The 20,060-nt window shown below is 69.7% G+C and carries 17 protein-coding genes; 11 read left to right on the plus strand and 6 right to left on the minus strand.

The window, feature by feature from the left end:
* Positions 1 to 313 precede the first annotated feature (313 nt).
* The 4 genes from EV567_RS20015 to EV567_RS20030 all read left to right on the plus strand — a co-directional run bounded on the left by EV567_RS20015 (position 314) and on the right by EV567_RS20030 (position 5,563).
* The gene (locus tag EV567_RS20015; protein ID WP_130442010.1) at positions 314 to 823 is read left to right on the plus strand and encodes a hypothetical protein; all 510 of its coding nucleotides are present in this window, start codon (positions 314 to 316) and stop codon (positions 821 to 823) included.
* A 438-nt stretch (positions 824 to 1,261) separates the two neighbouring features.
* Positions 1,262 to 2,848, plus strand: coding sequence for a trypsin-like serine protease (locus EV567_RS28250; RefSeq protein ID WP_242620912.1), 1,587 nt, complete (start codon positions 1,262 to 1,264; stop codon positions 2,846 to 2,848).
* A gap of 61 nt (positions 2,849 to 2,909) precedes the next feature.
* Positions 2,910 to 4,160 carry an acyltransferase gene (locus tag EV567_RS20025; protein WP_207228813.1) on the plus strand — a complete coding sequence of 417 codons (1,251 nt, stop codon included), beginning with the start codon at positions 2,910 to 2,912 and terminating at the stop codon, positions 4,158 to 4,160.
* Positions 4,161 to 4,318: 158 nt separating this feature from the next.
* Positions 4,319 to 5,563 (plus strand): acyltransferase, encoded by a 1,245-nt coding sequence (locus EV567_RS20030; protein WP_130442014.1) that lies wholly within the window; start codon positions 4,319 to 4,321, stop codon positions 5,561 to 5,563.
* 210 nt (positions 5,564 to 5,773) lie between these two features.
* Here EV567_RS20030 and EV567_RS20035 read toward each other — a convergent pair whose 3' ends face one another.
* The 3 genes from EV567_RS20035 to EV567_RS20045 form a co-directional block, all read right to left on the minus strand.
* Positions 5,774 to 6,736, minus strand: coding sequence for a DUF4344 domain-containing metallopeptidase (locus EV567_RS20035; RefSeq protein ID WP_242620913.1), 963 nt, complete (start codon positions 6,734 to 6,736; stop codon positions 5,774 to 5,776).
* A 141-nt stretch (positions 6,737 to 6,877) separates the two neighbouring features.
* The gene (locus EV567_RS20040) at positions 6,878 to 9,280 is read right to left on the minus strand and encodes an HAD-IC family P-type ATPase (RefSeq protein WP_130442016.1); all 2,403 of its coding nucleotides are present in this window, start codon (positions 9,278 to 9,280) and stop codon (positions 6,878 to 6,880) included.
* Between the two features lie 107 nt (positions 9,281 to 9,387).
* Complete coding sequence (locus tag EV567_RS20045) at positions 9,388 to 9,780, minus strand: DUF2530 domain-containing protein (protein ID WP_130442018.1); 393 nt, start codon at positions 9,778 to 9,780, stop codon at positions 9,388 to 9,390.
* A gap of 112 nt (positions 9,781 to 9,892) precedes the next feature.
* Between EV567_RS20045 and EV567_RS20050 the strand changes: the two genes are divergently transcribed.
* Positions 9,893 to 11,344: an NCS2 family permease gene (locus EV567_RS20050; RefSeq protein WP_130442020.1), complete on the plus strand. Its 1,452-nt coding sequence runs from the start codon at positions 9,893 to 9,895 to the stop codon at positions 11,342 to 11,344.
* 139 nt (positions 11,345 to 11,483) lie between these two features.
* Here the strand turns inward: EV567_RS20050 and EV567_RS20055 are convergent, their stop codons facing one another.
* Complete coding sequence (locus EV567_RS20055; protein ID WP_130442022.1) at positions 11,484 to 11,666, minus strand: ribbon-helix-helix protein, CopG family; 183 nt, start codon at positions 11,664 to 11,666, stop codon at positions 11,484 to 11,486.
* A 166-nt stretch (positions 11,667 to 11,832) separates the two neighbouring features.
* On the opposite strand from EV567_RS20055, the gene EV567_RS20060 reads away from it, so the two are divergent.
* Together EV567_RS20060 and EV567_RS20065 are read left to right on the plus strand one after the other, a co-directional pair.
* Complete coding sequence (locus EV567_RS20060; RefSeq protein WP_130442024.1) at positions 11,833 to 12,270, plus strand: MarR family winged helix-turn-helix transcriptional regulator; 438 nt, start codon at positions 11,833 to 11,835, stop codon at positions 12,268 to 12,270.
* Positions 12,271 to 12,294: 24 nt separating this feature from the next.
* Positions 12,295 to 13,659 carry an MFS transporter gene (locus EV567_RS20065; RefSeq protein WP_130442026.1) on the plus strand — a complete coding sequence of 455 codons (1,365 nt, stop codon included), beginning with the start codon at positions 12,295 to 12,297 and terminating at the stop codon, positions 13,657 to 13,659.
* 51 nt (positions 13,660 to 13,710) lie between these two features.
* On the opposite strand, the gene EV567_RS20070 is transcribed toward EV567_RS20065, so the two are convergent.
* A complete protein-coding gene (locus EV567_RS20070; RefSeq protein ID WP_130442028.1) occupies positions 13,711 to 14,298 on the minus strand; it encodes a Uma2 family endonuclease in 588 nt (195 codons plus the stop codon).
* Positions 14,299 to 14,414: 116 nt separating this feature from the next.
* Between EV567_RS20070 and thpR the strand changes: the two genes are divergently transcribed.
* Together thpR and EV567_RS20080 are read left to right on the plus strand one after the other, a co-directional pair.
* A complete protein-coding gene (gene thpR, locus EV567_RS20075; RefSeq protein ID WP_130442030.1) occupies positions 14,415 to 14,987 on the plus strand; it encodes an RNA 2',3'-cyclic phosphodiesterase in 573 nt (190 codons plus the stop codon).
* Positions 14,988 to 15,271: 284 nt separating this feature from the next.
* Positions 15,272 to 16,264: an aldo/keto reductase gene (locus EV567_RS20080; RefSeq protein WP_130442032.1), complete on the plus strand. Its 993-nt coding sequence runs from the start codon at positions 15,272 to 15,274 to the stop codon at positions 16,262 to 16,264.
* A 121-nt stretch (positions 16,265 to 16,385) separates the two neighbouring features.
* Here the strand turns inward: EV567_RS20080 and EV567_RS20085 are convergent, their stop codons facing one another.
* Complete coding sequence (locus EV567_RS20085) at positions 16,386 to 17,060, minus strand: GDSL-type esterase/lipase family protein (RefSeq protein ID WP_130442034.1); 675 nt, start codon at positions 17,058 to 17,060, stop codon at positions 16,386 to 16,388.
* Positions 17,061 to 17,149: 89 nt separating this feature from the next.
* Here EV567_RS20085 and EV567_RS20090 point away from each other — a divergent pair, with 89 nt between their 5' ends.
* Together EV567_RS20090 and EV567_RS20095 are read left to right on the plus strand one after the other, a co-directional pair.
* A complete protein-coding gene (locus tag EV567_RS20090; RefSeq protein ID WP_130442036.1) occupies positions 17,150 to 18,136 on the plus strand; it encodes a WD40 repeat domain-containing protein in 987 nt (328 codons plus the stop codon).
* A gap of 249 nt (positions 18,137 to 18,385) precedes the next feature.
* The gene (locus EV567_RS20095) at positions 18,386 to 19,960 is read left to right on the plus strand and encodes a cellulase family glycosylhydrolase (RefSeq protein ID WP_130442038.1); all 1,575 of its coding nucleotides are present in this window, start codon (positions 18,386 to 18,388) and stop codon (positions 19,958 to 19,960) included.
* The last annotated feature ends 100 nt before the right edge of the window (positions 19,961 to 20,060 follow it).

Consider the following 20,060-nt stretch of genomic DNA (forward strand, 5'->3'; position numbering starts at 1 on the left):
GCGTTCCTCCAGCTGATTGTCAGGCAGCGGCGTCACCCTTGGTGACGTCCGCCGTACGAGCTTGGTGAGGGTGTGTCAAGAGTTGGCTCGGGCTGTGGTTGCACCGCGCGGCGGGCGAGCCCCGTGACGATAAGCATGTAAAGAGCCTGTTGGCTACATGGATAATCTGCCTACGGCAAGAGGGAGCGGCAACAAGATCATTTTGCGCCACTGTGCTGCAGACAGGCTGATTTCCGTGTAGCCCCTGACTGTGAACGAGTGCTTGAATCCCACGTCTCTGTGTTGATCACTACCGTTCAAGCAAGGAACCTGCATGACAGTCATACGGCGGGTCATCGCTACGGCTGCGACTGCTGCCGGTGCGGCCGCGATCGTCGCCACCGCCTTATCCCACACCGCACGCAGCAACGCGCCCGAATCGGTTTCGGTGGTCGACAGTCAACCGGGCCCTGCCATCGAAACCTTCGACTACCCGAACGCAGATCAGATCAAGGCGCAAAAGGGGATCACCCTCAAGCGAGGCGATGGCAACATCACCCTGGTCGACTGCTCCTCTGGCACCGGCCTGATGGAAGTCTGGGCACGCAGCAACGACAAGTTCTGCTTCCGAGCGACCGGCAGCTCCGGCTGGCTCAGCCTGGAGCTCCCTTCCGTGCACGTGGTCAAGGGGCCGGGCGATCAGGCTGCAGAGGTCACCCTGACCGCACCCGACAACACCCAACAGGAGGTCAAGGTTCCTAAGGGCACCTGGACGTCCGTCGGAGAGGCCACCGATCCGCAAGGGCGCGAGTTCGTCCTGGTCGAGATCCGCACGACTAAGTAGCGGGACGCACCCGTACTGTCGGCGGTCGGCCTCCGGGCCACCACCCTCCTTGCTGGGGGCGCCCTAAGCGCGGTGCTCGACCATTCGCAGGCGGGCATGTAAGCGTCAGGGCACGAGGTGAGATTCGCGAGGCGGGCTTCCTACCGCTTGCTGCGGCTGTCGAACCGGCGGCTGCGCCACTTTCGCTTTTTCACTGTCCCGCTGCTAACTCCAATCGCCGGGTACGGCAGTCGGTCTCGAAGGGCTCGCGGTATCGCCGCTGCGACGAAGTCCCGTCTTTCCTGACGGCAGGTCTTCGAGACACACAAGTCCGAGTGCCTATATGGACACTGCACTCTGTCCCAGAATTCATACTTACGGGGATCATTAATGCATCACACGCAATCCGGCCGCTTAGTCAGTCTTGCCGCCGCGACTGCACTACTGACCGTGCCTCTGGTGCTTGCAACTCCTGACCCTGCATCCGCCCTCGCGGGCTCGCCCGAAACGGGCAACTCCTACACGTTCACCGCGAAGCTTGCCATCGGCGATGAGTTCAGATCCTGCACAGGAACGCTCATCAACGCCCAGTGGGTGCTGACCGCGAGCAGCTGTTTCGCCGACGACCCCGCCGCCGGCTACACCATCGCCGCCGGCAAGCCGAAGTGGAAGACCACCGCGACCGTCGGACGCACCGATCTCGCCACGACGACCGGTCAGGTCAGAGAAGTCGTGGAACTCGTCCCCCGGACAGATCGCGACCTCGTTCTGGCCAAGCTCGCCACGCCGGTGCGCGGCATCACCCCGCTTCGGGTCGGCTCCACGTCGCCTGCCGTGAACGATCAGCTCAAGGGCGCAGGTTACGGTCGGACGAAAGACACCTGGGTGCCTGGCCGCCTCCACGCGGGGGACTTCACCGTCAACCAGGTGGACACGAACCGCCTTCAGATCGACGGCACGCCCGTCTGCAAGGGCGACACGGGCGCTCCCGTCTTCCGCGAGAAGAACGGTGTACTCGAACTCGCCGCCGTGGCGACCGCTTCGTGGCAGGGCGGCTGCCTGGGAACGTCCGAGACGCGGACCGGCGCTGTCGCCACTCGGGTGGACGATCTCGGCACCTGGGTGAGGCAGTCGACCGCGTCCACGCTCACGCCATGGCGCCTTCAGATGGTCACGGTCGCGGGCAAGGACCTGTACCACTCGGTCAGGGACAGCAACTGGGACTGGACGGCCTTCGGTGCCGTCGAGCAGGCGGCCGGTGGCATCGGCGATGTCGAGCAGGCGGCCGAAGCGGGCATCAGCGGCACGAACACCGTCCTCGCGCTGGGTGCGGACGGTGTCGTCTACGAGACCAAGCGCAACCCGAACGGCGCGTGGGTCCCGTTCCGCCCGCTGACGTCCGAGCTCGGCAGCTTGGCCGGCCTGAAGAAGATCTCCGTCACCTCCATGGGCTCCACGCTCGGGCTCGTCGGCATCGGAGGCGGCCGGGTTTACCACAGTGTCCGGGACGCGTCGGGCAAGTGGATCAAGTGGGGTGACGTCTCCGCCGCTGCCGGCAATCTGACCAACCCCACCGACATCACCATCACGAAGGTGGGAGACGCCACGCACGTCGGCGTCGTCGCCAACAGCAACAAGGCCTACCACGTCGTCCGCGACAGCCTCGGCAACTGGGGCTCCTGGGGCGAGATCACCAAGATCACCGGCGCGCCCACCAGTGTCAGCGCCGTGGCCTTCTCCGGTACCGGCGCTGACGACCTCCAGGCCGTCCTCGTCGAGCCCAACGGCGGCCTGAGGCACGTCGCCCGCCTGTCGAACGGCAACTGGACCGCGTTCGGCGACCTCGCCGGCCCCGTCCTCGGCACAGGCCCCGTGACCGCCGTCAGTGCGGCGACCGTGGACAACGAGTTCCACACGGCGATCATCCGCAACGGCACCATCAAGCACACGGTGCGCCACGTCGACGGCACCTGGGAGCCGGCCGACACCCCGCCGGGCGCTCCGGCAGACCCCACATCCCTTGGCATCACGGCCAGCCGGAACTGATCGGTTCGGCTCCGGTCCGACGCGGACCGGAGCCGGACTTCCCCTCGAAAAGGTGTATGTCATGCAACGTGCCCTTGTGCGCCGCCTGCAAGCGTGGCGCTGGTCGCACGGCACCGTTGCCGAGCTGCTGTCGGGCCGGGACAACAGTCTCGGATTCCTGCGGTTGGCCCTCGCCACCGCCGTCATCGTGTCGCACGCCCGTGCTCTCGGCTACGGCGGCAAGGAATACGGGCGCGGCTTCTCCGGGGAGCAGATCTCTCTGGGCACTCTCGCCGTCTACGGCTTCTTCGTCCTCTCCGGTCTTCTGGTCACCCGCAGTGGCTTACGCCTTCCGGTGGGCCGGTTCCTGTGGCACCGGGCGCTGCGTATCCTGCCCGGCTTCTGGGTGTGCCTCGCGCTGACCGCGTTCGTCGCCGCCCCGCTGCACTACTGGCACGTGCACTCCACCTTCGACGGAATCGGCGGCCCGACCGGTCCGATCCGATACGTCCAGGCCAACTGGGTCATCGCGACACGCGAGTACGACATCTCCGGGCTCATGGAGTACGAGCGCTCCCGCGGGGTCACACACGCCGCCGCCTTCAACGGGTCGCTGTGGACGCTGCGTCACGAGGCGCTCTGCTACATCGGCGTCGCCCTCCTCGCCGTCACCGGGATCCTCGCCCGGGCCCGCCGTGCCGTCGTACTCATCACCGTCGTGCTCGGCTGGCTGGTCGTGCGGCAGGCGATCCACACCCCCTACTGGGGCGGTCCCGTCCAGGCCGGCTACCTCCGCACCTTCTGGCTGCCGCTGATCGGAGCCGTCACCCCGGCCTTCATGTTCTACCTCGGCCTGGCCTTCTGCCTCGGCATGCTCGGCGAGCTGTACAAGAAACACGTCCCCGTGAGCGACCCGCTCGCCCTCGTCTCCTTCGCCGTCCTGCTCGGTAGCCTGCACTACGGCTACTTCTACGTCGTGGGCATACCGGCCTTCGCCTACGCCCTGCTGTGGCTCGCCATCCGACTGCCCGGCGCCTTCCGCCGCATCGGCGCCCGCAACGACTACTCCTACGGCATCTACATCTACGGCTTCCTCGTGCAGCAGGCCCTCGCCGTCGCCGGCTGCACCCGCTTCGGGCTCACCGTGTACTTCCTGCTGACCATGGCGCTCACCCTGCCCCTCGCCGTCGCCTCCTGGCACCTGGTCGAGCGCCCCGCGCTCCGCCTGAAGGACCTCGGCAGGCGCCGGGCCGTCGTTGCCCCGGGGGTGCCGCCCGTTCCACGGGACGGCGGCAGGTCCGAGGAGCGCGCCGAGGATCGCCTGGTGCGCTAGCGGCAAAGCGATCTGGATCGCTCGGACGGAACCGGCGATGGTGCAGAAACACTCTTCCTCACCGTCGCCACTCGGAGAAATCCTCTCGATGCAGGGCGACATGACGTTACGTCAGCTGTTCGGGCATCGATCACACAGTCACGACAAACGGGGAAGCAATGCACCGCGTCTTAGCGATCCGGTGGTCACACGGCACCGTCGCGGAGCTCCTGACCGGCCGCAACAACAGCCTGGGCCTGCTGAGGATGTGCCTGGCCCTGGCGGTGGTCGTCTCGCACGCCCGCATCCTGGGGTACGGCGGGAAGGAGTACCTCCACCACTTCAGCGGAGGTCAGACCGAGCTCGGCAAACTGTCGGTCTACGGCTTCTTCGTGCTCTCCGGCTTGCTCGTCACCCGCAGCGGTGCCCGGCTTCCGGTGGGTCGCTTCCTGTGGCACCGGGCGCTGCGCATCCTGCCCGGCTTATGGGTGTGCCTGACCGTCACGGCTTTCGTGATAGCCCCCTTCCTCTATTGGCGCCTGCACTCCACGCTCGACGGTTTCAACGGTCCTCGCGGACCGTTCGAGTACCTTCAGGCGAATTGGAGCGTGACTACCATGCAGCCGGACATTGCCCGGATCATGGCCGACGGCCGGTCAGCCGGGCGCATACACGCAGGCGCCTTCAACGGTGCCTTGTGGAGCCTGCGTTACGAAGTGACGTGCTACCTGGGGGTCGCGGTCCTCGCCGTCACCGGCGTTCTGGCCCGTGCCCGACGGGTCGTCCTGTTGATCACGCTGGTACTCGGCTGGCTGGTCATACGCCATGCCAGTACGGACCCTTTCTGGGCCGGTCAGTACTCGTCCCACTACCTGCGCGACCTGCACCCGCCGCTGGTCGGCCAGCTCAGCCCGACGTTCCTGATCTACCTCGGCTTCGCCTTCGGGCTCGGCGCGGTCATCGAGGTGGCCCGTCACCGGATTCCCGTCAGCGACCCACTGGGCCTTGCTTCCCTGATCGTCCTGGTCGGCAGCCTCCACTACGGTTACCTCTTCACCGTGGGCATACCGGCCTTCGCCTATCTGCTGGTGTGGCTCGCCGTCCGCCTCCCGGCTCCCTGCCGCCGTATCGGGGCCCGTAACGACTATTCCTACGGCATCTACATCTACGGCTTCCCCGTCCAGCAGGCCCTCGCGCTGCTCGGCGGCACACGGTGGGGCATCGCCGCCTACCTGGCCCTCACCCTGGCGTTCACCCTCCTGCTCGCCGCGGCGTCCTGGCACTTCGTCGAGCGTCCGGCCATGAGGCTGAAGGATCTCCGTCTCCGCAGGGGCGGCCGGGACAGCGATCCGGTAGAACCGCCGGCTGACCCGAAGGCGGTGATGCCGCAGCCCGTCGGAGCCGTGCCGGCGAACCTGCCGTGAACCCCGGCCGATGCCCGAGCTGATGCGACCGGACTCCTGGTGACTTTCCGGCGGGAGGGAATTCCGGCAGAGGGTATTCGCTTTCATGGCGGTTTTCGATGGCCGACTTTTCGGCGGCGCAGAGTCGGTCACCTTTCGTTACGTCGAGCCGAGTGATCCGCCGGCACCTCACGAAAGGGCCGGACGGGCACATGAGCCTCTGCCGCAGGCTCATTGCCCGGTGCGGATCTCGTCGAGCTTCTCCGCGAGGGCCTTCGTCTCGGCGATCAGACGCTCATGTGCCTTCTCCTGCGTCCTGTCGCCCTGCTCCTTGAACGCCCCGCTGAAATGCGGTCGGAGTTGGGTCCACCAGCCGTAGTCCAGCATCGCCCAGGCCTGCGGGCAGAGCGGGGCGCGGGTCTTCGGCAGGTACCCCGGCCCGACCAGCGGCTCGTAGTACTTCTTCGGGTCGCTCCCCTCGAGGTGGCAAAGGAAGGTGAAGACCCGTTGCTGGGTGACGGGGTGATCGCTCGAGAACCCTTCCAGTGTCAGCCGGCCCTCCTCGCGGGCGAGCTCGTCGAAGAGGAGCGCGGCTGCCAGCGACGGCCCCGGGCCGACCTCGTTGACGGTGTAGAACGACGCGAACCCGTCGGCGGCGTCCTCCTCCAGTCCGAGGTTCGCGAGCAGAAGCTGCCGCAGCAGAGCATGACCCACCTCGTGCCCGAAGACGAACTGGGTCGACAGCGCGGTCAGGTCGTCGACGTTGTAGCTGGAAGGGGGGAGCAGGGCGGGACGCTCGACGGTCCTGACCACCTTGCCGAGGACCCCCTGGATCTGGGTCAGGAACGGCGGGGGCACATAGACGGTCCTGCCGTCGGGCTGAGTGACCGCGTCCGTGACCCCCGGCGGGACCTCTCCGGTGACCTTCACGACCAGGTCGTATGGGAGGGCGATCGACGTGTTCAGCCAGCCGGCGACCCGCTCGAGCACCCGGGACCGCCGGATGACCGCTACCGCCCGTCGGTCCGCGGGCTTGACCGTGTCGTCCTCGTAGACGACCGTGACCTTGCCGTTCGGAGCGTCGGTCTTGTCGCCTTCGCCGCCGCAGGAGGCGACTGCGAAGGAGGCGACGAGCAGCAGCGCTCCCGCGACAGCGCTCCTCGACGCGGCCGAGTACCCACCACTGCTCAGCACCTGGTCAGCTCTCTTCCCCGGGCGGCCGGCGGTATCGCGGGTTCGGCAGGATGCCGGGGGCAGGGCTCGAGCCCGACACGCGGATTATGATCGACGACCTCTTTGCGTGCAATGACCGGCTTGAGGTCGTTTTGTGTCAGGTCACTCCGGGGAACGCCGGTCCAGCCACCGCCACAGCAGCTCCAGCACCGCCGACGCCGCCGCCGCGACGGCGACCGCCGTCCACGGCATCGACACCCCGACCAGCTTCAGGGCGAAGAAGTCCTGGAGCCAAGGCACCACCAGCACCACCAGGAACGCCGCGCCCATCGCCGCCACCAGGGCGATCCGCCACCACGTGTACGGGCGGGCGATGATCGCCAGGATCCACATGGAGGTCAGGAACAGCGTCAGCGTCGCCGCGCTGGTCTCCGCGTCCAGTGCGCCCGGCCCGGCGTAATGGTGGCGGGCGATCAGGTACGTCGTGAAGGTCGCCGCCCCTGCCAGCACCCCGCCGGGGATCGAGTACCGCATGACGCGGCGCACGAAGTGCGGGCGGGCGCGTTCGGTGTTCGGGGCGAGGGCGAGGAAGAAGGCCGGGACACCGATCGTCAGCGTCGACAGCAGGGTCAGATGACGGGGCAGGAACGGGTACTCCACCTGCCAGCACACCACCAGCAGCGCCAGCAGCACCGAGTACACCGTCTTGACCAGGAAGAGCGTCGCCACCCGGGTGATGTTCCCGATCACCCGCCGGCCCTCCGCCACCACCGAGGGCAGCGTGGCGAAGCTGTTGTCCAGCAGCACGATCTGCGCGACCGCCCGGGTCGCCTCGGAGCCCGAGCCCATCGCCACGCCGATGTCCGCGTCCTTCAGCGCGAGCACGTCGTTGACGCCGTCGCCGGTCATCGCGACGGTGTGCCCGCGGGACTGGAGCGCGCCGACCATGTCCCGCTTCTGCTGCGGGGTGACCCGCCCGAAGACGGTCGCCCGGTCCAGCTCCCGCCCCATGTCGTCCCGGCCGTCGGGCAGCTCGCGCGCGTCGACGGTACGGGCGTCCAGGCCGAGCTTGGCGGCGACCGCGCCCACGGACACCGCGTTGTCCCCCGAGATGACCTTGGCGCGGACGTCCTGCTCGGCGAAGTAGCCGAGGGTGTCGGCCGCGTCCGGGCGCAGCCGCTGCTCCAGGACGACGAGGGCGGTGGCCCGCGCGCCCCGGGCCGGCTCCGCGTCGGACAGGTCGCCGGCGGCACGGGCGAGCAGCAGGACCCGCAGGCCCTGCTCGTTGAGCCGCTCGGTCTCCGCGAGGGCCGGGTCGTCGGCGGCCAGCAGGACGTCGGGGGCGCCCAGCAGCCAGGTGCTCCGCACCCCGTCGCCCTCGCTGAACGTGGCCCCGCTGAACTTGCGCGCAGAGGTGAAGGGGAGCGCCTCGGTGCAGCGCCAGCCGTCGGCTTCGTCCGGGTAGGCGTCGATGATCGCCTGGAGTGAGGCGTTGGGCCGCGGGTCGGCCTCGCCGAGCGCGCCGAGCACCCGGCGTACGTAGGCGTCGTCGGCCCCGTCGAGCGCGCGGACCTCGGTGACGTCCATCCCGCCCTCGGTGAGGGTGCCCGTCTTGTCCAGGCACACGGTGTCCACGCGGGCGAGGCCCTCGATCGCGGGCAGCTCCTGGACCAGGCACTGCCGGCGGCCCAGCCGGATGACGCCGATCGCGAAGGCGACCGAGGTGAGCAGGACCAGCCCCTCCGGGACCATCGGGATGATCCCGCCGACGGTCCGCGCGACGGAGTCCTTGAGGTCGTTCTCCTTGACGATCAGCTGGGTGACGACCAGGCCGATCGCGGCGGGGACCATCATCCACGTCACGTACTTGAGGATCGTCGAGATGCCCGAGCGCAGCTCGGAGTGGACGAGCGTGAACCGGGAGGCCTCCTCGGCGAGCTGCGCCGCGTACGCCTCGCGGCCGACCTTGGTCGCCTGGAACGCGCCGCCGCCCCCGACGACGAAGCTGCCGGACATGACCGCGTCGCCGGGGTGTTTGACGACGGGATCGGCCTCGCCGGTGAGCAGCGACTCGTCGACCTCCAGCCCGTCCGCCTCCGCGCAGGTCCCGTCGACGACGATCTTGTCGCCGGGGCCGATCTCGATGAGGTCGCCGAGGACCAGCTCGGAGGTGCCGACCCGCACGGCGACGCCGTCGCGCCGCACGGTCGGCCGGGACTCGCCGATGACGGCCAGGGAGTCGAGGGTCTTCTTCGCCCGCCACTCCTGGACGATGCCGATGCCGGTGTTGGCGAGGATCACGAAGCCGAAAAGGCTGTCCTGGATCGGGGCGACCGCCAGCATGACCAGCCACAGGACGCCGATGATCGCGTTGAACCGGGTGAACACGTTCGCCCGGACGATCTCGCCGGCGGACCGGCTGCTGCGGACGGGGATGTCGTTGACCTCACCGCGCTCGACGCGCTCCGCGACCTCGGCGGAGGTGAGTCCGGTCGCCGCCGGGCGGGCCGGGGCGGCTGCTGCGGCTGTGGCGGCGTGCTCGGCGTCGGCGTCGGTGTGGGTCATGGGTTCGACAGTACGTGCGGATTAGGGCGGTCACCCTCCGGAAGTCCGAAAGATCCGACCCTGGGAGGAGGGGGGAGGGCGACCGTCGTGCGGCGGTACTACGGGTTCTACGGGTTGTCCGAGGGGCGCGCGTCGGCGCCCCGCAGGCCGGCGGTGTCCGCCGCGTCCCCGGTGTGGCTCGCGTCCGTCGCGTCCCCGCCGTGTGCCGCATTCCCGGTGCGCGCCGCGTCCGCCGCGTCTCCCGCCCTCGCGGCCTCCCGCTTGATCGCCGCGTCCCGCTTGCGCACGTACCAGATGCCGATGAGGCCGAGGCCCGCACCGGCCAGGCAGGTCCACAGCCACCACAGATGGCCGTGGTCCTCGTACCAGCCGTAGAAGGGGAGCTGGGCGAGGAAGAGGACGAACCAGATGACGGTGCCGCCGGTGACGGTGCCGACCACGGGGCCCTCCAAGGGCTCCGGCGCCTCGTGTCTGGGAGATCCCGTAAGGAAGGGGGCCATGGGGGACAGCCTACGAGGCCTGTCGGTCTACGCGCGGAGATGGCGTGGCTTCATCTATGTGTTCATACTGAAACGGTTTGTCTTTGTCCCTTTCTGTTCGTAGGAAACGCCAATGTCGCCCTCGGCCACTGCCAAGGACCCCGCGCCGCAGGAGCCGGGCAGTACGCCCGAGCACGGTGCTCTCGACCGCTACTTCCGGATCTCCGAGCGCGGCAGCAGCCTCGCCCGTGAGATCCGCGGCGGCTTTGCCACCTTCTTCGCGATGGCCTACATCATCGTGCTGAACCCGATCATTCTCGGCAGCGCGAAGGACATGTACGGTCACCAGCTCGACAACGGTCAGCTGGTGACCGCGACCTGCCTGACCGCGGCGTTCACCACGCTGCTGATGGGCGTCGTGGGCAACGTCCCCATCGCCCTCGCCGCCGGCCTCGGCGTGAACTCCGTCGTGGCCCTCCAGCTCGCGCCCCGGATGTCCTGGCCGGACGCGATGGGCATGGTGGTCCTCGCCGGTCTCGTCGTGATGCTGCTCGTGGCGACCGGCCTGCGCGAGCGCGTGATGAACGCCGTGCCCTTCGGGCTGCGCAAGGCGATCTCCATCGGCATCGGCCTGTTCATCATGCTGATCGGCCTCGTGGACTCCGGTTTCGTCACCCGCATCCCGGACGTCGCCCAGACCACCGTCCCGCTCCAGCTGGGCACCGGCGGTCACCTCACCGGCTGGCCGGTGCTCGTCTTCGTCCTCGGCGCGCTGCTGACGCTGGCGCTGATCGTCCGCAAGGTGCCCGGCGCGATCCTGATCTCGATCGTGGCGATGACCGTCCTCGCGGTGATCGTCAACGCCGTCGCCGACGTGCCGTCCTGGGGCCTGACCACCCCGGAGTGGCCGGGCAACCCCGTGGCCAGCCCCGACTTCGGCCTGATCGGCCAGGTCAGCCTGTTCGGCGGGTTCTCGAAGGTCGGCGTGCTGACCGGAGTGCTGTTCGTCTTCACGGTCCTGCTGTCCTGCTTCTTCGACGCCATGGGCACGATCATGGGCGTCAGCGACGAGGCCAAGCTGACCGACGCCCAAGGGCAGATGCCCGGCATCAACAAGGTGCTCTTCGTCGACGGCATCGCCGTCGCCGCGGGCGGCGCGAGCTCCTCCTCCGCCACCACCGCCTTCGTGGAGTCCACGGCGGGCGTCGGCGAGGGTGCGCGCACCGGCTTCGCGAACCTCGTCACCGGCGGCCTGTTCGCCGTCGCCCTCTTCCTGACCCCCGTCGCCACGATGGTCCCGTCCCAGGCGGCCACCCCGGCCCTCATCGCGGTCGGCTTCCTGATCCTCGCGAACTCGGTCAGGGACATCGACTGGGCGGACTACACGATCGCCGTGCCCGCCTTCGTGACGATGGTGATGATGCCGTTCACCTACTCGATCACCAACGGCATCGGCATGGGCTTCATCACCTTCGCCGTGCTGCGCCTTGCGGCGGGGCGGGGCCGGGAGGTGCCGACGCCGATGTACGTCGTCGCCGCCGTGTTCGCCTTCTACTACCTGATGCCGGCTCTCGGACTGACCTGATGCCGGACCGCCGGTCAGCCCGGTCCGCAGGCCTGCCGGCCGGCGGGCCCACGGGCCTGTGAGCCGACCGGTGTGAACCCGGCCTTCGGGCCGGCCGAGGCGTGAGCCCCGCGGCCTCGCGTGATCCGCTCGACGCGGTTCACGCGAGGCCGTAGAACTTCTCCGTCTCCTCCACAGCGGTCTGGAACCGCTCGTCGAAGTCGTTGCGGACGAGCGTCTGGACGACGTAGTCCTGGACGCTCATCCCGCTTCTGGCGGCATGGTGCCGGAGCCGTTCGAGCAGGTCGTGGTCTATTCGCAGGCTGAGCACACTGGTCCCCATGACTATGAGGGTCGCGGCACGTATCGGGACGGTGGGAGGCATTCCGTGCACGTATCACCCGTATGAGTGACATTCGGGTACGGGTGAGGTTGCGTGGCGGGCGTCACGGGCACTCGGGGACCCCTGCGGTGGTCCTTAGCGAGGGTAATGAGTTACGCTAAAGAACATGCCGGACCTTACCCATGGCGACGACGCTGCCGCCGTGAACTCCCTGCGATCCGCCGTGATGCGGTTGTCCCGTCGGCTCAAGCACCAGCGGGTCGACGAGTCGCTGAGCCCCACCGAGATGTCGGTGCTCGGCACCCTCTCCCTGTGCGGCAGTGCCACCCCGGGCGAACTCGCCCGCAAGGAGCACGTGCAGCCGCCCTCGATGACCCGCATCGTGGCGCTGCTGGAGGCCAAGGGCCTGGTCCGGCTGGAGCCGCACCCCGAGGACCGGCGCCAGAAGGTCGTCACCAAGACCGAGCAGGCCGAAGTGATGCTCGAGGAGAGCCGCCGCAAGCGGAACGCCTTCCTGGCCACCCTCGTCGACGGCCTCGACGACGACGAGTGGGCGAAGCTGCGCGCCGCCGCCCCCGTACTGGAGAAACTCGCACACCTGTAGGACGCCAGAAGGAGGCGAACCCGTTTGAGTTCGGGACCCGGAGCAGACTCCGCCCCCGCACCGACCACCCACGACACCGTTCCACCGGCGCCTGCCGAAGGCGCCCGCAAGTCCTCGATGTTCAGCTCCCTGAAGGTCAGGAACTACAGGCTGTTCTTCGCCGGCCAGGTCGTCTCCAACATCGGCACCTGGATGCAGCGCATCGCCCAGGACTGGCTGGTGCTCAGCCTCACCGGCTCCGCCACCGCCGTCGGCGTCACCACCGCCCTGCAGTTCGTGCCCATGCTGTTCTTCGGGCTCTACGGCGGCGTCCTCGTCGACCGGCTGTCCAAGCGCCGCACGCTGCTCGGCACCCAGGCCGCGATGGGCCTCACCGGCGTCGCGCTCGCCGCGCTCACCCTCTCCGGACACGTTCAGGTCTGGCACGTCTACGTCGCCGCCTTCGCCGTGGGCCTGGCGACCGTGCTCGACAACCCCGCCCGCCAGTCCTTCGTCTCCGAGATGGTCGGCCCGGCGCAACTGCAGAACGCGGTCAGCCTGAACTCCGCGAACTTCCAGTCCGCGCGGCTCGTCGGCCCCGCCGTCGCGGGCCTGATGATCACCGGTGTGGGCACCGGCTGGGCGTTCCTCGCCAACGGCCTGTCCTTCGTCGCGCCCATCACCGGCCTGCTGCTGATGCGCGCCCGTGAACTGCACGTAGTCGAGCGCGCCCCGCGCGGCAAGGGCCAGCTGCGGGAAGGCCTGCGCTATGTCGCCGGACGCCCCGACCTGATCTGGCCGATCGTCCTGGTCGGGTTCGTCGGCACCTTCGGCTTCAACTTCCCCGTCTACCTGACCGCCTTCGCCGACGACGTCTTCCACGCCGGCGCGGGCTCCTACAGCCTCTTCAACACGCTCATGGCCGTCGGCTCGCTGATCGGCGCGCTGCTCGCGGCCCGGCGCGGCACGGCCCGGCTCCGGGTGCTGGTCGCGGCGGGAATCGCCTTCGGCGTGCTGGAGCTGGTCGCGGCGGCCGCCCCGTCCCTGTGGCTGTTCGCCCTGCTCATGGCCCCGATCGGGGTGTTCGGCATGACGCTCAACGTCACCGCCAACACCAGCATCCAGATGGGCACCGACCCCGCCATGCGCGGCCGGGTCATGGCCCTGTACATGATGGTCTTCCTGGGCGGCTCCCCGGTGGGCGCGCCGATCGCAGGCTGGATCACCGACGCGTACGGTGTCCGCGCCGGTCTCGCGGCGGGCGGCGCCGTCTCCGCCGTCGCCGCCGTCGCGATCGGTGTGATCCTCACCCGCATCGGCGGTCTGCGGCTCGCGGTGGGCTGGCGCCACGGGCACCCGACGGTGCGGTTCGTGCCGCGGGAGCGGGAGGAGCTGGCCGCGGCGGCGTAGCCCTGGTCCGGCGTTCGGGGGCCGGGCCCTTGAGATCGGCCGCGCACGGGTTCAGTCGCGTGGGAACTCGTCGGTCTTGAGGGTCAGGCCGAGGGGGGTGGCGGTCATGTCGACGTCCGTCCCGAAGACCACGGACAGTTCACTGAGGTACTCGCCGTCCTTGGGCTGCGTGTAGAGGTGACACTTGCCCTGGTAGGGGTCGGCGACGAGGTAGACGGGCACCTCGGCGACGGCGTAGGCGGTCTTCTTGGGGCCGTAGTCGTTGGCGGCGGTGCCCTTGGAGATCACCTCGGCGACGAACTCGACGTCGTCGTGACGCCAGCGGCCTTCGTCGTCCTTCACAGCCGAGGCGCTGAGCAGGGCGACATCGGGGCAGAAGCCGTTCTCGTGACCAGGGAAGTCGATGCGGACGTCCGAGAACACCTTCACCTCCATCCCGAACTTGTCCTCGACGGCCCGCACGATCCTGCGAATGATCAGCCAATGAGTGTCGCGCTGCGGCGTCATGTGAACAGTGCCCCCGACGATCTCGACCCGGAATCCTTCGGGGACGGGCATCTGCTCCAGCCGCTCGAACCACTCGTCCAGGCGCTGGGTGTTCGCGTCGGCCATGGCGATCCTGTCGTCGACGACGGTCATCGTGGCGCTTCCTCCCCGGCTGTCCCGTGGGCGGGTGCAGCCGCGCAGTACAACGATACGTACGGTGCCCGGGACACGCCCGGAACCTGGGGCAGGGGCAGGGGCAGACTGACCGTATGAGACTCTTCGCCGCCGTCCTGCCTCCCGAGGACGTCGCCCTCGAACTCGCCGACGAGGTGGCCGCGTTGCGGAAGCTGCCCGGTGCGGACGCGTTGCGCTGGACCGGACGGCCCGGCTGGCACTTCACGCTCGCCTTCTACGGCGAGGTCGACGACGACGTCGTACCGGAGCTGTCGGCCCGGCTGGCGCGGGCCGCGCACCGCACCGCGCCTTTCGGTCTCGCGCTGCGGGGCGGGGGGCAGTTCGGGCACGGGCGGGCGCTGTGGGCCGGGGTGGACGGTGAGACTGCGGCGCTGCGGCTGCTCGCCGAGCGGGCGGAGGCCGCGGCGCGCAGGGCCGGCCTCGACATGGGGGAGCACCGCCGCTACAAGGCCCACCTGACGCTGGCCCGCAGCCGGGACGCCGTCGACGTCCGGCCGTACGTCGAGACGCTGGACGCCTTCGCCGGCCGGACGTGGACGGTGGGTGAGCTGGTGCTGGTGCGCAGCGACCTGCCCAGGTCCGGGACGCCGGGGGAGCAGCCCCGCTACGACCCGGTCGGCCGGTGGGCACTGGGCGGGGCCGGTTAGGCTCGTGGTGTGGACCCGAAAACCCGTAACCGGATCATGGCCGCCGTGCTGGTGCTGATGTTCGTCGTCGTGGCGGTGGCCGCGGCGCTCTAGCTCCGCCGGTCGGGCGGCTCGGGGTGCCCGCCGTCGCCGGTCGGCTGCGGGTCCGTGGGGGCCGGTCGCGCGGTTCCCCGCGCCCCTCGGGGGGTGTGCTCGCGTGGAGTTGGAGAGGGGCGCGTGGTTCCGCGTGCGCCTTCCGCGGGTCTCTTGCTTCGAGTGGGCTTCAAGGCGTTGGCTGGGGCCCCATGGAGTACACGCAGCTCGGACGTACCGGACTCAAGGTCAGCCGACTGGTCCTGGGGACCATGAACTTCGGACCGCAGACGGACGAAGCGGACAGCCACGCGATCATGGACGCGGCGCTGGCCGCCGGTATCAACTTCTTCGACACCGCGAACGTGTATGGGTGGGGCGAGAACAAGGGCCGCACCGAGGAGATCATCGGCAGCTGGTTCGCCAAGGGGGGCGAGCGGCGCGACAAGGTCGTCCTCGCCACGAAGGTGTACGGCAACATGGCCGGCGACGGTGCCGCATGGCCCAACCACGACAAGCTCTCCGCGCTCAACATCCGGCGCGCGGTCGACGCCAGCCTCAAGCGGCTGGGGACCGACCACATCGACGTCTACCAGTTCCACCACGTCGACCGGAACACCCCGTTCGAGGAGATCTGGCAGGCCGTCGACGTGCTCGTGCAGCAGGGCAAGATCCTCTACGCCGGGTCCAGCAACTTCCCCGGCTACAAGATCGCCCAGGCCAACGAGATCGCCGCCCGCCGCGGCGGCGCCATCGGGCTCGTCAGCGAGCAGTGCCTGTACAACCTGGCCGAGCGGCGCGCCGAGATGGAGGTCATCCCGGCCGCGCGGGAGTACGGGCTCGGGGTGATCCCCTGGTCGCCGCTGCACGGCGGACTGCTCGGCGGCGTCCTCAAGAAGGAGGCGCAGGGCGTCCGCCGCGCCTCCGGCCGGGCCGCCGCCGCACTGGAGGACGACGGCGTCCGCGCGCAGGTGCAGGCCTACGAGAACCTCCTCGACAAGCACGGCCTGGAGCCCGGCGAGGCCGCCCTGGCGTGGCTGCTCACCCGCCCCGGCGTGACCGGCCCGATCGTCGGCCCCCGCACCGCCGAGCAGCTCCGGTCGGCGGTCCGCGCGGTGGAGTTGGAGCTGTCCGACGAGCTCCTCGCCGGCCTGGACGAGGTCTTCCCCGGCCCGGGCCCGTCCCCGGAGGCCTTCGCCTGGTGACGACTTGAGCGTCAGCCGGCTGTGCCGTCGGGGTTGTAGGGGGCGTACGGGTCGTAGGGGTCCGGGGGTTCCGGCCCACGAACTTCTGCGCCCCCTAGGGGTCTTACGGGTCGTACGGGTCTTACGGGCCGTAGGGGCCGCCCATGCCCCACGCCTGGTGGAGCGCGTCCGCGAACGCGCCGGCGAGTTTGTGTTCGCCGCTGGCGTTCGGGTGGGTGCCGTCGTAGGTGTCGGTGTGGATGTCCCAGGTCTCCGGGACCGACGCCATCAGCAGCGGGGACGAGGGCTGGTCGAGGTCCGCCGCCGTCTTGGCGAGCAGTTCGTTGAAGCGGGCGACCTGCGTGGCGAAGGGCGCGTCGTTCGCGGCGCGGACGTTGGGGATCACCGGCAGCAGCACCGCCCGCGTCCGGGGCCGGGCCGCCCTCGCCTCGGCGACGAACGCGCGGACGTTGTCCGCCGTCTGCTCGGCGTTCGTGTAGAAGCCGAGGTCGATCAGGCCCAGGGAGACCAGCAGGACGTCCGCCCGGTGCTCCCGCACCGCCTCGCCGACCAGCGGCGCCATGTGCAGCCAGCCCTCGCCCCACCCGGCCAGGTGCCGGCGCGGGAAGTCGGGTTCGGCGTACGCGTACGAGGTGGGGGCGTCCGCCGTCTTGTCGTACAGCGTCTCGCGCGGGCCGACGAAGGTGAACGAGCCGCCGTACGTCTCGCACAGGTGCAGCCACAGTCGGTAGCGCCAGGTGTGCTCACCCGCGCTGCCGATCGTCATCGAGTCGCCGACGGGCATCAACCTGAGCATCCGCTCATCATGAGGGATCAAGGTGACGTGTGGGGTGTGAGGCCTGCCACGGACGACGCAAAGGCCGGGCGGGATGGCAGTCTTGGGGCATGCGTCGACCGTTCGCCCTCCTTGCCGGGGCCCTGCTCGTGGGCGCCCTCACCGTGCCCGCCTCCGCCGCCGACGGCGACGGGAGTTTCACGATCGAGGACCCGCGCATCACCGAGTCCAGCGGCCTGGCCGCCTCCCGCCGGCACCCCGGGATCTACTGGACGCACAACGACCAGGACAAGGGCGCCTTCCTCTACGCGGTGGACAGCTCCACCGGCCGCACCGTCGCGACGATCACCATGACCGGGGTGGGCACCCCGCGCGACGTCGAGGCGATCGCCGTCGGACCGGACGGCCAGCTCTACGTCGGCGACATCGGCGACAACGACGGCGTCGAGTGGGACCACGTGTGGGTGTACCGGCTGCCCGAGCCGAAGGAACTCAAGGACCAGAAGGTCCGCGCCACGCAGTACGTCGTGAAGTACCAGGACGGTCCGCGCGACGCCGAGTCGCTCGTGGTGCATCCGAAGACCGGCCGTGTCTACATCATCGACAAGCAGGAGGAGGGCGGGCACCTCTACGAGGGCCCGGCCCGGCTCTCCGCCTCCGGCGTCAACGTGTTCAGGCCCGTCGCCCCCATCGACCTGTGGGCCACCGACGCCGCCCTCTCCCCGGACGGCCGGCGTCTCGCCGTGCGCGGTTACTTCGGCGGTATCGACTACGACTGGAACGGCGGCCGGCCCGAGCGGCTGGGGCGGCTCGACCTGCCGTTGCAGCGGCAGGGGGAATCCGTCAGCTTCTCGGCCGACGGCTCGAAGCTGCTGTACGGCACGGAGGGCGAACAGAGCCCGGTGCAGGCGGAGGACGCTCCCGGCGATGCCGGTGGGAGCGGCAAGTCCGCTTCTGGAGGCGGGAGTTCGGCGTCCTCGAAGAGCGGAGACGGGGGCGGTGAGGGGGCGGGCAGGACCGTGAAGCTGGGCGGGGCGGCGCTGGCGGCCCTGTGCCTGGCCGTGTTCGGCGTGCGGCGACTGCGGCGGCGGGGGTAGCGGGAGCGGCGGAGACGCCAGGGGGGTAGGCGCCGGCAGCGGCGGAGGCCCCCGGGGGCGGCGGAGGGCCCCCGGGGTCGGCGGAGGTGCCCGGGAGCGGCGGGGGGCGAGCCGTGCCCGATCGGGCGCGAAGCCGAGTCCGCGGCGTTCCGCATCTTGACGTGTTCATGTGCCTTGACTTCCATGGGAGAGCGGGGTGGGAGCGCTCCCACTGATTCCGGCCCGCACCTCCCGAGAGGAAGCAGGCACATGTTCCTCACCAGCTTGCGCAGGACGCTGTGCGCGGTGGTCGCCGCGCTCGTGTTACCGCTGGCGGCCGGCGCGCGGGCCACCGCCGAAACCGCCGCCGACGTGGGGGCCGGAGCCGGGGCGGTGGCGGGCGAGCTCCGCTCCGCCGACGCCGGAGCCGGCTACTGGCACACCAGTGGACGCCGGCTCCTGGACTCCGCCGGTCAGCCGGTCCGCGTCGCCGGCATCAACTGGTTCGGCTTCGAGACCGACAACCGGGTCGTCCACGGCCTGTGGACCCGCGACTACAAGAGCATGGTCGACCAGATCCGGACGCTGGGTTACAACACCCTCCGCGTCCCCTACAGCGACGACATCCTCAAGCCGGGTGCGACGCCCGTCGGCGTCGACTTCTCCGGCGGCAAGAACGCCGACCTCCAGGGCCTGACCTCGTTGCAGGTGCTGGACAAGGTCGTCGGCTACGCCGGTCAAGCCGGCCTGAAGGTCATCCTGGACCGCCACCGGCCGGACTCGGCGGGTCAGTCGGCGCTCTGGTACACCCAGGCGGTCCCCGAGTCCACGTGGATCGCCAACCTCAGGGCGCTGGCGGGTCGTTACGCCGGCAACTCCACCGTCGTCGGCATCGATCTGCACAACGAGCCTCACGATCCGGCCTGTTGGGGGTGCGGCGACACGACCAGGGACTGGCGGCTGGCCGCCGAGCGGGCCGGTAACGCGGTCCTGTCCGTCAACCCGCAGCTGCTGATCTTCGTGGAGGGCGTGCAGAGCTTCAACGGCTCCTCCAACTGGTGGGGCGGCAACCTGATGGGCGTCGCCCAGTACCCGGTCCGGCTGAACGTGGCCGACCGACTGGTGTATTCGGCGCACGACTACGCCACCAGCGTGGCCCAGCAGCCCTGGTTCAGCGACCCTTCGTTCCCCGCGAACATGCCAGGCATCTGGGACCGGTACTGGGGTTACATCTTCAAGCAGAACATCGCCCCGGTCTGGCTCGGCGAGTTCGGCACGACGCTCCAGTCCACCGTCGACCAGCGCTGGCTGTCCGCCCTGGTGAGCTACCTGCGCTCGACGTCGGCGTACGGCAGCGACTCCTTCCACTGGACCTTCTGGTCCTGGAACCCCAACTCCGGTGACACCGGCGGCATCCTGCAGAACGACTGGACGACCGTGGACACCGTGAAGGACGGCTACCTGGCGAGCGTCAAGGCCCCGGGCTTCCCTCCCGGCCCCGGAGGCGGCGATCCCGGCGGCCCCGGTGACCCGGGTGGCGGCACGCCCGCCTGCACCGCCGTCTACAGCGTCAGCAGCGACTGGGGAGGCGGCTTCAACGCCGAGGTGAAGGTCACCAACTCCGGTTCCAAACCGCTGAGTTCGTGGAAGGTCACCTGGACGTGGCCCGGCGCCCAGAAGGTGACGAACATGTGGAACGCGACGTACACCCAGACCGGTGCGACGGTGACGGCGGCGAACGCGGCGCACAACGGCAGCGTCCCGGCGGGCGGTTCGGCGAGCCTCGGCTTCGGCGGGGCGCCGGGCGGGGGAGGCGTACCGAGCGTGAGCTGCACGGCGACCTAGGCGGAAGGTCCCTCCCCACTGCCCTACGCGCGGGGGAGGTCCCCCCAGGCTCGCGTCGCCTGGCGCGCGCTCGCCGCGTTGTCGGGGTCGCCTTCGTACG

The sequence above is a fragment of the Streptomyces sp. BK239 genome (assembly GCF_004217285.1).
Taxonomy (GTDB): domain Bacteria; phylum Actinomycetota; class Actinomycetes; order Streptomycetales; family Streptomycetaceae; genus Streptomyces.